Here is a 13,873-nt window from a genome sequence, read left to right as displayed (position 1 = left end):
TTCCGGGTCATCGGCAACTGCCCGGACTCGTCTGCACCATCGGTGCCGCGCTGAAAATCTGAAACCAACCTTCAAGCTCCTGTTCAGGTACGGCTTTACGCAGGACTTCAAGGAACTCTTTGTCACGGGTCGATTCGACGGTGATGTTCTTGTAGACCACTTTCACGGTTGGCTCGATCACCCGCAGGTTGTCCAAGCCCTTTCGCACCAACTCTTCGATCTTGTCTCGTGTCAGCTTCTGACGCTCGTTCGCCCGTTGCATGCGCTGCTCGATGAGGGTAACCACGCGTTGCACACGCTGATCGTGGTCGCCCTTAACCAGATCCTGAAAGCCCTTCACCCAATCCTTGAGCACGATCTCGAAGGCCGCCTTGCCCTCTTCAAACTTCACCTTGTCGGAGTGGCGGATGATCTTGCCAAAACCCGGCAGGTTGACGATGTAGCGGTCCGTCAGCTTGGTCCAATAGCTACGGACTTCGGTCTGCGTGGTGGGCACCTTCAGCGGCTGGCCCGCCTTGTTGAAAGCCTGTTCGCCGTTGACCAGTACCGGCACCTCGATCGCCTTGTCGGCGTCCGTATTGAAGGGCTGTACCGTCGTGTGCAGCAGGGGTTGCAACTCCTCGGGGGCATCCGAATTGACGATCAGACTGTCCAGTCGCATTTCACGCTTGGTCAGCTCGGCGCCGCGCAGCACCGTTTCGATGAACTGGAACTTGGACGAGAAGACGCGCGACAGGCGGGACAGGTCGAAGGGCGCTGGCGGAACCGCTTTGATTGCCTCGACCACCGCGGCGACGTCCTCGGGATGCAGGGGCTCGGCGCCAATCTCGCCGTCAGCCGCCGGGTGCTCAGGGTCAACACCGAGCGCCTCGGGCAGTCTCTGCAGGGTTTCCTGTGTGAGCAGCAAACCATTTGGCTCGTCTGTGTCGCGAGGTGCTTCGAACATCAGAGGTGTGGGTGTCCAGACTAGGATTTCGTCATCGGCCATCAGCAGTCCGATTCGGATGCCTCGTTGCTGCCGGATGGGAATGCCCCGTCCTGCGGCAGATCTGCTCAGCGTTTCGAGCGACGGCGCATCGCAGTAGCCCAGGCGGCAGGTTTCTTCGTCTGCATCCAGCACGATCATGATCTGGAGCCCAGGGGCTTGTGCCAAGCGGTTCTCCAGCACCTTCCCCACCGCAGCAGACACGCCCGGCGCCACGAAGACCAGGCGCCTTGTCGCGCCGGCGATACTGCGCACCAGGGCGTCGTCCTGGATGGATCGGAACACCTGCATGGCGCCTCCATCGACCGTGAACTGTTCTTGCGTCCCAGTTTACATTGAATTGGCCAACGGGTTCGCAGGCTTGAAGGCAGGGCAACGCTGGAGGATGCCGGTCGCTGGACGATAGCCGACACCCGCCCGGTCGAGCTACGGTGCAGACGCAGCGCTCTGTAGCGCATCGGCATGGTCAAGAATCGCATCCCATTTTGCGGATATTGCGCAATCGCCTTGCCACTGTCGAGGGTGCGCAGCTATTGGCACTCCGGCCTGATGGTCGGCCGCAGCACTCCGCGCGACCAGCCAGTCTCGGAATTTCCAAAGGCTGCCGAAATCGGCCAGCATGGCGGCGCGGCTCGTTCCCATCTTTTCGAACAGCTTGTCGACCTCGTCCCCCACGTCGTTGCGGTTCCTGATTTCTTCCAGCTTGTTCAGCCGGCGTTCGATTGTGCTCATTGCTTTGCCTCCATTGCGGTGATGCGCGCTTCGATCTCGTTGCCGTCTTCATCGACTTTCACAGAGCCACCGCCAGGAATCAGCCGAAGGCGTGACGTCACCCGCATGGTGCCCGGCTCAATAAAGTGAATGATGAAATTGACCTGTTCGGTGGCGCCGGCCGGGCCTTCGAGCTTGCTGACTCGCTTTTGCAATGCAGTCATTTTTTCCCTTCCAGTGCGCTGATGCGCTGTTCAAGTTCGTGGGTTTCAACTGCCTTGCGTCGCGCTTCCACGATACCGGCCATCGTCGCGCCCTTGTATGCTTCGTTTTGTGGTTTTTCGTTCGTTCAAGAGAGGAGATGAAGTCATGGCTGGAAGGGTGTCAAGAGGACCGTGGAATAAATGCGAGAGAGGTATTTTTCTCTTGCGTTTATGCCGCGAAAGCCTCTTGACATCCTGTAAGCCAAGTACACTTGAGGCAGGGGCTGGGGAGGGGTTGATCATCCCCGGCCGCTGCCTCACGGCGAGTGCGGGGTTTGGGGCAGAGCCCCAAGGTTTAGGTCGTAGAGTGCCACGGAGGTGTGGTGGAAACGAGTTCGGAAGGCGACGCACAGCCCGACGCCCCTCTGGGACATCAAGCCCGTGGGAGAGCACTTGGCGTGCATTGTCAGCCGTTTGTCTGAATACCGAACAGTTGCTGGTTGGCACGTGCCGGAAAGCCGTGACCACGTATTTGCAAGGATGGCTATAGATGAACGCTTCTGAATCAACGTTTGTGGGTATTGACGTTTCCAAAGACACGCTGGAGATCGCTTTAGACGACCAATCAAAAACCCAATGCATTGCCAATGCTGACGCTGATATAGCGGCGTTGGTCAAAGAGCTCGTTCCACGTTCTGAGGAGATTGGGGCGATCGTATTGGAGGCCACGGGAGGCTTCGAGCGCCAGGTGGCGGCGGCACTCTGTGCGGCCGGGCTGCCGGTGATGGTGGTCAATCCGAGGCAGGCGCGAGACTTTGCCAAATCCATGGGATACCTTTCCAAGACGGACGCCATTGATGCGCGAGTCCTGTCGCACTTTGCGCGGACACTGCACCAATCGGCGCAGCGGGAACGGCTGTTGATGAAACTGCCCGATGCCAACCAGGAGGCGTTGGAAGCCTTGCTTGTACGCCACAACCAGCTCATTGGCATGCGCGTGGCGGAAGGAAACCGATTGGCCCTGAGCCATGGTTCGCAACACAAGAGCATCAAGGCAGTCCTCAAAATACTGGATCGACAGATCGTGGCGGTTGATAAAAGCATGGCTGGCATGCTGAAAGAGCATTTTGCCGAGAAGCTCGCTTTGTTCAAAGGCTTCAAAGGGGTCGGACCGTGTACGCAAGCGAGTCTGATGGGGGCATTGCCTGAGTTGGGCCAACTCACCCATGCGCAGATTGGCAAGTTGGTCGGAGTCGCTCCATTAAACGCGGACAGTGGTCGCCACAAGGGTAAGCGCATCACCTGGGGTGGTCGAGCGACGGTCCGTACCGCTTTATACATGGCGGCCTTAAGTGCCATACGTTACAACCCCGTCATCAAGACCTTTTATGAACGTTTGCTTGCTAACGGAAAACTCAAAAAAGTCGCGCTGGTCGCTTGCATGCACAAGATGCTGACGATCATGAACGCCATAGTCAAATCGGGTATTCCGTGGAATCCAGAGCATGCAAAATGCGCCTAAAAAAGCTTGACTGGGAACACAGTTGCTCTCCCGGTAGCAGATCGCCGGTAGCAACAGCGTGCAGGATGGCTTGCTGCGCCTCGGCGATGCCGCCAGCCGTATCGGTACTCGGCAGTGCCAAGCTGATCGGGCGCTCCTTCGCTGGCGGCAGCAATCGTTCGAGCACCAGCCGTGCAGCCGACAGGTCGCCTTCCTTGGCCAGGCCGACGACCGCCTCCGTGATTTCCTTTGCGCCTCGCTCCATGATGGACTGCACCATGACCGTCGCCTTGTTCCGTACTCCGGCGGGCTTCCCGGTCGGGTTGCCGCTTTGACCTTTTTTCCAAACCATTATGAACCTCTCCTGCTAATTCAATTGTTGATGCCCGGCAAGTGCACAGAATCGCGCCAGGCTGACCGATCTACCCTTGACCGATACCTTTTCGTACCAGAGAAGGACGGTTCTTTCTCCCTCCCCGACTCCCGCGAAGGGGAAGAGATTTCCGGTACTGCGCCGGAATCTCTACCCCCCTTTAGGGGGGCGCAGTTGCGCAGTTCGTTTTCTTCTTTTGAATCAATGACTTGCAAACTGCGCAGGGCTTTGGCGCAGTTCGATATTGGCGCAGTTCCAATGTCATAAAAACGGGCTGCAAACCCTTGCCATTGCTGGATTCTTCTTTTGGCGCGAACTGCGCAGACGCCTGAACTGCGCGGCGCAGTTTGAAAACCTGCGCAGTTCTTCGTCATATTTCGGGCGCTCATGCCGTTACCTCTTCGGCATATTCCGCTTCTGTCGATACGCTTTCGTCATTCGCTTCTGGCGCGGGTTTCGGTACGGCGTCGGTTGCGTCGGGCGGGCACAGGCGGTTGCCACCTCTGTAAACCAATCGTCTGATACTGCCATCGGCCACCAGCTTGCCGGTAATATCGTCGAACCATGCGCGCGTCTTTTCGTGGAACGCCTCGGGCAATTCGGTTCGGCGAGCGTGCAGCCCGTTATCCGCTTTGCCACTGGCGGCAAAAGATTGCCCCTCCTGCCACTTGTCCCGGATGGCCTTCAGCAGATCGGCGCGCAGCATCTCGTTGTCGGCGGTCCCGGAAAGAACCAGGTATTGCTGCGTTCGGTCCTGCAGAATGCCGCGATCGTCGCGCACGAATACGGTGCGGTCGCGGCGGGCGTCGCCGTATTTCTTCGCCACGATACCGAATGCGATTTTTCCTTCGGCGTATCGCTCGCCGAGAATTTCACAAACCTGTGCGCCACCGTCAGGAGGGGGCCACAGCACATAGGCGGCGCGGGCTGTGCCGGCAATCGCCCCTGAGCCGCGGATGCTCTCCATTGCATCGAGGGCCGTAGCAATTCCCTTGGTGCTCCCCTTGGCCACGTGATGCACCAGCAGCACGCAAGCGCCTGTCTCCGATGCCAAGGTGGTTGCCTCGTTCATCAATGGCTGCGTGGCCTCTACCGTGTTCGTGTCGCCGCACGTCAGTGCCTGGAGCGTGTCCAGTACAATCAGCTTCACGTCGGGCAGTTCGCGGATCTCCGCAACGAGGTCGCGCCATGCCTCGGTAGGGCGGTATTCCTTCGTTGTGCGATCGGCCTCGATGATGCCGAAGTGGCCGACATCCGGCAGAGACAACACGTGCAAGCGCTCGGGCATGCGGCCGTCGCAGAGGCTCCACAGGCGGCGGTGAATCTCCGGTTCGTCGTCTTCTGCCGAGATATAGATGGCTCGTCCGTGCGCGACCACGGCAGCCCCGAAAGAGTAATCGAGTTCTGCGTGGTAGCTGGCCACCTTTGCGGCCATGTCGAGAGAAAGAAAGCTCTTGCCGACATTCGGTGGCGATGCGATGAGACAGCACACGCCAAGCGGAAAGACTCCACGAACCAGCCAGTTGACGGGCGGTGGCTCCCCGACGAATAGACGATCGGCGGTGCGCTGTGCCAGACCGAACCGCGAAGGCAGGACCTTGGCGCCAGCCAGCAGGCTGGCCACGGCCTTGAGGTCGTTCGCCTGATGGAAGTCGTTCAGGTCGTAGTTGCTCGGGCTGCCCTCGGGCATTTCAACCCATTTGGCATGACCGATGCTCTTGGCGATGGCGGAGCATTGGTTCTCCTTGCCGGAGTCGGCCACGACCACCAGCTTGACGGCTGGGTATCGCTCGCGCAACGATCGGGCCACCGTCAGCATGCGGCCAACGCCGAAAGCCACCACTGCGGGCTGTCTCGTGGCTTGGTGCGCGCTCCATGCCTGCCCGACGCCCTCCACGATGTAGACATCGCCCTCGGGCTTGATCGGGCCACCGACAATTAAGCATCCATCATGGGGCAACTTGCATTCCGGCAAAAACAGCTTGGCCCCGTCTGGGATAATGAATTGCAGGCTCGCCAGATCGCTGTCCAGAGTCCTGCAAGGCAGCACCAGCGAGCCATCGCAAGGTTTCCCGGCAATCGTCATAGGACCGTGATAGACGCGCAAACCGTCAGTCAATCCAAGCTTTTTGATGATGTAGGGGTGCTCTGCCGTAGCGGGGGCGCAAGCGCCCCACAGGGCGCTCGGGTCATGCAATGGGGGCTTGGGTGCCTCGGGTTGCTTCGGTCGTCCCTGGTGCGATTGCGGGCGATTGGTCGGCGGCTCGTCGCCATCAGTCCAACCGGCAGCGCGGGCAGCGCCGAACAGCGAAGCGGCGGTGACGGCGCCATCCGTGATGCTCTGCCAGACAGATCGGCATTCGGCCTCGTTGCGATAGTTGCTGGCGGTCGCACTCCAGTCGTGCCAGGTGTCGAAATCCAGCCCGGCGGCCTTGGCGGCCATTCCGGTCTTTACCCAGGTATCGCGGTCGGTGCCGGCGTCAAGGTGCCAGAGTGCGGACCTGGCGCGCTCGATCTCGGCGAAGGCGTCGCGCATCACGTCCCCGCACTCCGCAGCAGGTCCAGAAGCGTTGCCAGTAGCATCGAAATCGCCCGATGCTTCGCGCGGCCGGCGCAGTTCGGGATCTGGCTGGCGATGGAGTGCGCCGTGTCCCATTCGTTCGGGCGGCTCACAGCGGGCCACCGATCAGCATCGCGGCGCAGACCGCGGCCAGGGCGATCAACCCGGCCAGCGTCGCGTCAATGACTCCCCGTTGGCGTGGGACAATCCGGAACATCTTCTGCCGCGTCCGAATGCCGTCGATGTGCCGCTCGTTGAGCGTGCGCCAAGTCGGGCGGACACAAGGCAGGTCGTCGCGGACACGGGCGATTGCAGCCCAGAACTGTGCTCTGATGCTCTCGTCGTAGTCGGTTGCGCCGATGATTTCGCCGGCTTGCAGTCGGGCCTTGAGCGAATTGGCCGTGATAAAATCGCGCTTGTCTGGGGCGCTCGTCTTTTCTTCGGGAAGGGCGGGCGTTTTCATTTCGCCACCTGAACAGCAGGCCAAGCAAGGCGTCCGTTTGCCAATTTGACCGGCACCACTCCGAAGTAACTACCCGTGCGGCATAGGCGCGCCCGGACTGACTGCGCCTTGACTTGATTCAGCGCGGCGAACTGCTCGGCGCTCTGGTCGAACTTCGCAGTAAGCGCTTCGGTTGTGATTTTTGCAGCCGGGCGAATGCTCGGCGCGGTGTGGTTTTGTTGCATGGCGATGTCCTTGGTTAAGAAGCATCGCCATTCAATATCAATACATCAGGGTCATTTTCCTGAACAGGAAACAGGAAGCCGTGCAGGATGCCGTGCAGGAAACTTTCTTTTCACGCAGGAATCTTGCCGGCTTTGCGCCACTCTGCAAGCACTGTGCTGAGCCTGGTGATGGTGAGCGTATGCGATCCTCCATCCCCGTCAATCCAGCACAGCGAGTCACGGGCAGGTCGAGATTCAGCGGGGAATGTATCGCGTGGTCCGTCGTTCCTGAGCCACTTCATAACCTCCCTTGCTGGTGGCTTTTTCTTGTGCTCGGCAATCTTGGGCCAGTTCTCCAGCACCACGTCCTGCCAGGCCACGAGATCCTTTTTCTTTGGTGCCACAGGCGTTACCTCTGGCGCGGCCTTCTGCGGCGTTCCAGAATGAGCGGTGCCGGTCTGCCCTTGCGATTCAGCCGGTGCCTGCGGCGGCGGGGTGTCAGCCGTCGGCGTGCCCTCGGTCACCGCCTGCTGAAAGGCATCCGGCGGGCTGAATCCCGCTTGCGAACGCTGGCTATCTTTCGGCCTGTCCAGACCGGAATCAGTGGATGGGAAAATGCGCGCTCGCCACGCCTCGAAGTTGGCTACCGTTACCGTTGTCGCGCCTTGGTCGAGCACCGCGCGGCTTCCGTCAAAGGTCCAAGCGTCTTCGTTCCAGTAATGAACGTTCTCCGGCTCAAGTTCGCCGTGTTGAATAGACTCCCTCATCAAGTCAATGGCGGCTCGATTCTCTTTGGTCCATCCCTCAATTCCAGTGAGCATTTCCGCAGCTTCTTCGAGGGTTACGGACTTGCGCCGGCGCAACAACGACTGTCGGTTATTGATGGGTGTCGGCGGTATCTGCGGCAAATCGCCTGCCGAATCCTCGAACCCCTCCATGACCACGTCGCGTAGCGACGGTGGTGTGATCATCGGCGAGAAGTTCAGTTCTCGGTCACCGGGGCGCTCGTCAATCTTGTGAAATCTCCACGGAGAGTATTCTCCGCGAAAATACTGCTCGAACTGGTCTTTCCAAACAAACACAGAGGCAGGCAAAACAGAAACCGATTCGCTTATCCAGATCGGGCGAGTATCCGTGTGGTTATCGCTCAGAGAATCGAGCTTGGCTTCGAGTGCCTGTAGTAAATCTTCGACGACATCCCATTCCTTGGGCAAAATTGGGCCGTGGATTACGCCACCAAGCAACTGATAGGCAGATACCTCCCGCATGTCCCGCCAAGAATCAGTACGGGCAAAGGATCTCGCAACCACATCCGGAGACATCCACCGCCCCGTTACGAACGGGATAGCCCGAACCGGAATCGCCTCGCGGCCGTTGATGAGAACTACGACGTTCATCGATCATTCCTTCAAATGCTCCTTCGTTTGGGGTGCCGCGCCAGCCGGGTGAAGGGACCCGGTTTTCTCCCTCGGTGATCGGCCTCGGGATAGGCGCGGCAGTGGTGCTCGTTGCCTGCAAGCCGTCAGGCGGCGGTGATACTCGGTCAGGCGGCAAGTCTTTCCAGCGGCATGATGTTCGGCTTCGGCAGTTGCTCGGCTTGCCACAGATCCCACTGGCTCTGCATCCCCACCCACAGATCGGCGGACGTGCCCAGCCAGGCAGACAGACGCAGCGCCATACCTGCCGTGACGTCAGCCTTGCCGTTCAGCACCTTGGAAAGCGTCACGCGAGAAACCTGCAATTCCTTCGCCGCTTGCGTCACCGTCATGTCTTCCGGCAGCCATTCCCGCAGCACTTCGCCGGGGTGTGCCGGGTTATGCATCCTGCTCATGCCGCCAGCCGCCACCCATGCTCAGTGTCCTCGAACACCCGGCGCCCTTCCTCTTCTTGGCGATCGGTGTCATTCCACTGTTCGATAAGTTCAGCAACTTTGGTAGTGCCGTCCATACGTTCCAGGTACAGCAGTCGCAACATTCGCTCTGCTGCAATTGCCGGCCGGCGCTTGCTGCGTTCCCATAACGACACAGTTTGCTCATCGACCCCCAGGCAATCGGCCAAGCGCTTCTGAGACATTCCCATTTCGACGCGAAGGAAGTGGATTTCGGCGCCCGTCAGTCGCTTCTTGTAATTCACAAGACCATGCCCGATAGCGCGGTGCAAGCCGTCGATGTCGTCGATTTCCAGGCAGCGGCCGGCCCCCTCCAGATCCTCGTAACGGAAACCGTTCGCCAGCCAGATGTTTTCCAGTCCGCAATCTTCGTACTTCAGCATTTGGCCCATCCTCATCCCTCGAATACCGTCGCTATGACCACCCACTCGCCCTTGTCGGACAACTTGAAAATTACGCCCACAGTCAGGCGAACCCCAATGCTCTCAACCTATCAGAACATAGTCATACCCCGTTTTTGTAAGCATGTGATAAATGTGGTTTTTTGGTGAAATTTCTGGGAGATGACCTGTTTGGTTTTATCTGGACGAGGTTCTTGATGAGTTCGTCGAAGACGGAGGCGACATTGTCGAGAGCATTGATGCCCTGGAGGAGCCAGCGTCCGAGGGTGCGCTTGATGCGAGAGAAGGTGTCGCCGCGGTTGATGAAGTAGCGTGCGCGGGTATTGGGATCGAGGGATTCACTGGCGGCATGGACGGCCAGGGCATTGAGGTTGTCGCAGAGGATTTTTGCGCCGAAGTCTTGTTGTGCGGCCAGCCAGGACATGCCCGACAGGTGTTCGAGGGCCAGACGGTGCTTGAGCCGTTTGAAGGCTTCCTCAATTCTCCAGCGGGAGTGATAGAGCGCCCCGAAGGCGGCGGCGGGGTAGGCATCCAGATCGAGGAGCGAGGTCACGAGAACGCGCACCTTGTGGCCGAACACCTGGCGAATGAGTCGAACCTGGCAAGGAGTGCGGGCAATTTCGTAATCGAGCGCGTCCTGTTTGCAGGGGGCTGGCAGGGTGACGATTTGCTCAAGCAGGCCGGATCGGCGGAATGTCTTGATGACGTTGAAATTGAGGCTGTCGACCCGCATGCAGAAATGGAGTTTTCGCTGCCACAAGGCGGCGAAGAGCCAGTAGGCTGGGTAACCGCGGTCGAGCACGAGGAGGTCATTGTGGCGGAGTTTGTCGAGGTGTTCGAAGAGCATCTGGCGCTCGCCGACGTCGGTGGAGTAGAGCCTGGCGGCCAGGGTCATTTCGATCCCGGGCAGATAGAGCGCGAAGCCTTTGGCCTCGATCTTGTGGCGGACGGAGCGCTTGCCGTCACGGGTCTTGCCGAACAGGGTCAGGTGCAAGTCCGTGGCATCGCCGGCGACGACGCGCAGCCCGTGCCAGAGAGGAAAGCCGAACTGCGCATCGACCAGGGTGAGGAAATGATCGTTGAGAAGCGAGAAGGCGGCGGCCGACACCTGCTTCCGGGCTTTGGCAAAGGCCTGCGCCGAGACTTCTCGTGCCAGGTCGGCGCGGTTCGCCAGGTTGGCGAAGAAGGCGTCCAGTTCAGACTGCACTTTGGACGTGTACCCACCGAGCAGGCAGGCGATCAGGCGGGGAAAACTGAGGATGCCTGTTCGGGAGAAAGCCTTCTCCGTCAAACGCGACTGAATGAAAAAAGCTTGAGAAAAAAGGAAGTTAGAGAACGAGTCAACGACATTGACATAAAGATCTTGGCATATAAAATCTTACCTGGGTATCAAGGGGATAGGCATTTTGCCAGGAGCCTGCCCGACGTGCAACCGGGTATCTGACCGTTGATCAAATTATGACAATGGCGCGTTACGTTGAGAGCATTGAGGCGAACCCCTGCATAAAACCAACTCACGTTACACCGCCAGTCGCCCCTGATGTCCTGGTGCAACGGTTCGCTGATATGGCCATTCTGCAAGGTCTGTAGCACTTGGCACCCACTCGATAGCTTGCTTATCGGTCGGCTTGATGCAGGAAATCTTGCTCATGGCAATACATTGTATGCCTCAGATGGCAATAGTTCAACGCAGGCACATCTACCTTGCCTGAACTGTCAGACAGCATTGACGACTCGCAGGCCGTGCCCCCGATCTTCGGCCGGTTGCTCGATACCGGCTTGATCGAGAATCCAGCCTTCAATCTTGGTGTGCCACTGGCGCAACAGATCGAGCGGGCGAACCCGGTAATGCTTCTCCGCGGTCGCGCTTGGCTTGTGGCCCATGATCTGCGCAGAGACTCCCGCGGGGCATTCCACCCATTCGGCCAGCGTACCAAAGGACCGGCGCAGGCCGTGTATGCTCAGTGCTGGCAGCCCGGCAGCGGTCAATGCCTTGTTGTGCATGATGCGCGGCTCCTGCAGCCTGCCAGATGCCGCTGTGGGGCTGCTGAACACCCATTCATTGCGACGGGGCAGGGCGGCCAGCAGCGAAGCGACGTAGGGCGTCAGCGGGATAGTGCGCTCGCCCTCAACCTTGTCCTTGATGGTCAGGGCCTTCCACTGGAAGTCCACATCTTCCCAGCGGATACCGGCTACCTCTTCACGGCGCGCGCCAGTCAGCAGGGCGGTTTGCAGGTAGGCGGCGATGACGGGATTCTGAATCTGGCGCACGGCGGCGAACCATGCCGGCAGTTGCTCGCGTTGCAGGCAATCGTCCTTGGCGGATTTCTTCGGCAGTTCGTCGCGGGCCATGCGCGTGATGCAGGCGTCGGTGCGTGCTTGGTCGCGGTACTCGGGGCGATCTGAGCACCAGTTCAGGAAAGCGCGCAGCAGGCCGAAGGCAAGGCGGGTATGGGTCGGGCGCTTGGCGGATTCATCTTGCAGCCAGACGCGCACGCGGTCAGCGTCGATCTGTTCCAGAGGAAGGGCCAGCAGCGGGCGCAGGATGCCCGGCAGAGTCTTGTCACTCTCGCCGGGTCGGCGCCCTTGGGTGCGGTGCTCCCCTCCTTCCTTGCTCACGGTCGCATGGTCGCCGAGATGGCTTTGACTCCACCGCGGGGCGCGCGCTTCGATGTACTTCTGCCAGGCTTCCATTGCCGGCGCGGCGATGCGCTCCAGCTCGATCGCTTGGCATCGGCTTCGGCGCGCTTGGCCTCGGCTTCGGCTATCCGGTCGCGCTTCTCTTGGCGCGGATCGTTACCTGAGTCAATGAGCACTTGCAGGCGCCGGGCCTCGTCGCGTGCGGCGCCAAGGGTCCATGCCTTGGTGCTGCCGATGGTCAGCCGAACCGATGCGCCAGACTCCAAGCGGCTCTGCAAGACGTAGACCTTGCTGCCGCCGGCTGACGCCTTCAGGCCGAGTCCGGTCGATTCGGTGTCCCATAAAAAGGACGCTGCTTTGCCTGCCTCGCAGACAAACTTGGACACTCGCCCGGCAGTGAAAGGAACCTTGTTTTCGCTCATCTGATGGCCTCCGGTTTTGCTTACCAGCGGAATCCAGTAAGCACATAGTAAGCAGATTATAGCAATTCCGTTCAACGTCGTGCAACGTCAATTTACGCTAGATTGTTGTTTTTACGACGTTTAACATTCTTCCGTACATCCCTTTCAACGCCGAAAAATGCCTAGAAGTTGGGATTCATAACCCATAGGTCGGTGGTTCAATTCCACCCATCACCACCAAAGAAACAAGCACTTAGCCTAACTCGCAAGGTTGGGCTTTTTTGCGGGGTTACGCCGGGAACATCCTCTTCAGTCACCGGCTGCATGCCAAGGGTGGCGGCGACGTACACCATGGCACTCCGGACGAGATCGTCGAGCAGGTGCTGCTGTGGGACAAGGTGAAGGACCAACTGAAGCGCAAGGCGACCGAACTCTCCCTGGAGGAACAGCAGAAACTCTGCATCGCGCGCCTGCTGCCGGTGAAGCCGAAGATGCTGTTGATGGACGAGCCCTGCTCGGCGCTCGATCCCAAAGGCACCGAAGCGGTCGAGGAACTGCTTTGGGAACTGCGCGGCCAGTATACGATTCTCATCGTCACCCACAACATGGCGCAGGCCCGACACGCCAGTGAGGAGTGCGTGTTCATGCTGATGGGCAAGGTGGTCGAACATGCGCGCACCGATGAAATGTTCGTCACCCCTGCGCACAAGGTTATTCGCACTCGGTATCGAACGCCAGTGAACGAAATTCTCGATTGACTGCGGCTACCACGGCCGGCGATACTTTCGAGCGTGCGGTTGAATCTCCAATTCCTCCCATTGCTCCCATTGCTTATTTGTCCATGCCCCAGGAACATCTGATCATATTCGCCGCGCGTCTCGTCGAGATGGCTGGCGTGGCCGCGCTTCTTGTCGGTGCGATACTGGCTGCCGTTACCTTCGCTCGGCGTCTGGTGCGGCGCGCGGTTTTCGAGGAGGCTTACCTGGGCTTGCGTGCCGATCTCGGCCGCGCCATCCTGCTGGGGCTGGAGCTGCTGGTAATCGCCGACATCATCGGTACCGTGGCGATCAAGCCCACGTTCGAGAACCTCGGCGTGCTCGCGGCCATTGTGGCCATCCGCACGCTCCTCAGCTTCACGCTCGAGCTCGAAGTAAGTGGACGATGGCCGTGGCAGCGTCGGGAATGAGAACTCAAAGGAGTAACCATGCGCTCTTGTCTTGTTCTCGTGTTGCTGCTGTGCCCGCCTGGCGTGCTCGCGCAAGTTGCTCCGCCGTCCACCGAACGTCAGAAGCAACTCGTGCATCTGGTCCGTCAGGATTGCGGTTCGTGCCACGGCATGACGCTGCAAGGCGGTCTCGGACCCTCGCTGAGACCGCAGGCCCTGCAGGACAAACCGGTTGATTCGCTGGTTGCCACGATCTACAACGGTCGGCCAGGGACGCCGATGCCTCCCTGGCGGCGCTTCCTGAGCGAGGCCGAGGTGCGCTGGATCGTCGAACAGTTGCAGGCGGGATTTCCCGAATAGCAGTTATACTGTTCTGTTG

The 13,873-nt window shown here is 59.5% G+C and carries 17 protein-coding genes; 4 read left to right on the top strand and 13 right to left on the bottom strand.

Annotation, left to right across the window (positions count from 1 at the left end; all coding sequences use genetic code 11):
* Window positions 1-7 precede the first annotated feature (7 nt).
* From V5B59_RS02865 to V5B59_RS02855, 3 genes are all read right to left on the bottom strand, one after another.
* Window positions 8-1,276, bottom strand: a complete 1,269-nt coding sequence (locus V5B59_RS02865; RefSeq protein ID WP_169070269.1) for a hypothetical protein — start codon at window positions 1,274-1,276, stop codon at window positions 8-10.
* A gap of 135 nt (window positions 1,277-1,411) precedes the next feature.
* The gene (locus V5B59_RS02860; RefSeq protein ID WP_169070270.1) at window positions 1,412-1,717 is read right to left on the bottom strand and encodes a hypothetical protein; all 306 of its coding nucleotides are present in this window, start codon (window positions 1,715-1,717) and stop codon (window positions 1,412-1,414) included.
* Window positions 1,714-1,920, bottom strand: coding sequence for a hypothetical protein (locus tag V5B59_RS02855; protein ID WP_332351566.1), 207 nt, complete (start codon window positions 1,918-1,920; stop codon window positions 1,714-1,716). The genes V5B59_RS02860 and V5B59_RS02855 overlap by 4 nt, the downstream gene beginning before the upstream one ends.
* A 529-nt stretch (window positions 1,921-2,449) precedes the next feature.
* Between V5B59_RS02855 and V5B59_RS02850 the strand changes: the two genes are divergently transcribed.
* Window positions 2,450-3,421: a transposase gene (locus V5B59_RS02850; RefSeq protein ID WP_332351565.1), complete on the top strand. Its 972-nt coding sequence runs from the start codon at window positions 2,450-2,452 to the stop codon at window positions 3,419-3,421.
* On the opposite strand, the gene V5B59_RS02845 is transcribed toward V5B59_RS02850, so the two are convergent.
* The 10 genes from V5B59_RS02845 to V5B59_RS02800 form a co-directional block, all read right to left on the bottom strand.
* The gene (locus V5B59_RS02845; RefSeq protein ID WP_332351564.1) at window positions 3,375-3,752 is read right to left on the bottom strand and encodes a DUF5681 domain-containing protein; all 378 of its coding nucleotides are present in this window, start codon (window positions 3,750-3,752) and stop codon (window positions 3,375-3,377) included. The two genes, V5B59_RS02850 and V5B59_RS02845, sit on opposite strands and share 47 nt — an antisense overlap.
* Before the next feature lie 406 nt (window positions 3,753-4,158).
* Entirely contained in the window at window positions 4,159-6,309 is a 2,151-nt protein-coding gene (locus V5B59_RS02840; protein WP_332351563.1) for an AAA family ATPase, read from the bottom strand.
* Window positions 6,310-6,442: 133 nt separating this feature from the next.
* Window positions 6,443-6,796 (bottom strand): hypothetical protein, encoded by a 354-nt coding sequence (locus tag V5B59_RS02835; RefSeq protein WP_332351562.1) that lies wholly within the window; start codon window positions 6,794-6,796, stop codon window positions 6,443-6,445.
* Window positions 6,793-7,020 (bottom strand): monooxygenase, encoded by a 228-nt coding sequence (locus V5B59_RS02830; RefSeq protein ID WP_332351561.1) that lies wholly within the window; start codon window positions 7,018-7,020, stop codon window positions 6,793-6,795. The genes V5B59_RS02835 and V5B59_RS02830 overlap by 4 nt, the downstream gene beginning before the upstream one ends.
* 110 nt (window positions 7,021-7,130) lie before the next feature.
* Window positions 7,131-8,396, bottom strand: a complete 1,266-nt coding sequence (locus tag V5B59_RS02825; RefSeq protein WP_332351560.1) for a hypothetical protein — start codon at window positions 8,394-8,396, stop codon at window positions 7,131-7,133.
* Between the two features lie 146 nt (window positions 8,397-8,542).
* Window positions 8,543-8,830 carry a HigA family addiction module antitoxin gene (locus tag V5B59_RS02820; RefSeq protein WP_332351559.1) on the bottom strand — a complete coding sequence of 96 codons (288 nt, stop codon included), beginning with the start codon at window positions 8,828-8,830 and terminating at the stop codon, window positions 8,543-8,545.
* Window positions 8,827-9,270 (bottom strand): helix-turn-helix domain-containing protein, encoded by a 444-nt coding sequence (locus V5B59_RS02815; RefSeq protein WP_332351558.1) that lies wholly within the window; start codon window positions 9,268-9,270, stop codon window positions 8,827-8,829. The genes V5B59_RS02820 and V5B59_RS02815 overlap by 4 nt, the downstream gene beginning before the upstream one ends.
* A 121-nt stretch (window positions 9,271-9,391) precedes the next feature.
* Window positions 9,392-10,579: an IS4 family transposase gene (locus tag V5B59_RS02810; RefSeq protein WP_332351557.1), complete on the bottom strand. Its 1,188-nt coding sequence runs from the start codon at window positions 10,577-10,579 to the stop codon at window positions 9,392-9,394.
* 425 nt (window positions 10,580-11,004) lie between these two features.
* A complete protein-coding gene (locus V5B59_RS02805; protein WP_332351556.1) occupies window positions 11,005-11,907 on the bottom strand; it encodes a tyrosine-type recombinase/integrase in 903 nt (300 codons plus the stop codon).
* Window positions 11,904-12,350 carry an Arm DNA-binding domain-containing protein gene (locus tag V5B59_RS02800; protein WP_332351555.1) on the bottom strand — a complete coding sequence of 149 codons (447 nt, stop codon included), beginning with the start codon at window positions 12,348-12,350 and terminating at the stop codon, window positions 11,904-11,906. Before V5B59_RS02800 ends, V5B59_RS02805 begins: the two co-directional genes overlap by 4 nt.
* Before the next feature lie 260 nt (window positions 12,351-12,610).
* Between V5B59_RS02800 and V5B59_RS02795 the strand changes: the two genes are divergently transcribed.
* The 3 genes from V5B59_RS02795 (at window position 12,611) to V5B59_RS02785 (ending at window position 13,854) form a co-directional block, all read left to right on the top strand.
* The gene (locus V5B59_RS02795; RefSeq protein WP_248594894.1) at window positions 12,611-13,087 is read left to right on the top strand and encodes a phosphate ABC transporter ATP-binding protein; all 477 of its coding nucleotides are present in this window, start codon (window positions 12,611-12,613) and stop codon (window positions 13,085-13,087) included.
* A gap of 83 nt (window positions 13,088-13,170) precedes the next feature.
* Entirely contained in the window at window positions 13,171-13,515 is a 345-nt protein-coding gene (locus tag V5B59_RS02790; protein ID WP_034911267.1) for a DUF1622 domain-containing protein, read from the top strand.
* An 18-nt stretch (window positions 13,516-13,533) separates the two neighbouring features.
* Window positions 13,534-13,854 (top strand): c-type cytochrome, encoded by a 321-nt coding sequence (locus V5B59_RS02785; protein WP_169070676.1) that lies wholly within the window; start codon window positions 13,534-13,536, stop codon window positions 13,852-13,854.
* Window positions 13,855-13,873: the final 19 nt, after the last annotated feature.

Source organism: Candidatus Accumulibacter contiguus (assembly GCF_036625285.1).
Lineage (GTDB): Bacteria > Pseudomonadota > Gammaproteobacteria > Burkholderiales > Rhodocyclaceae > Accumulibacter > Accumulibacter contiguus.
The sequence above is the reverse complement of the archived record's forward strand: the minus strand, read 5'-3'. Positions and strand labels throughout refer to the sequence as shown.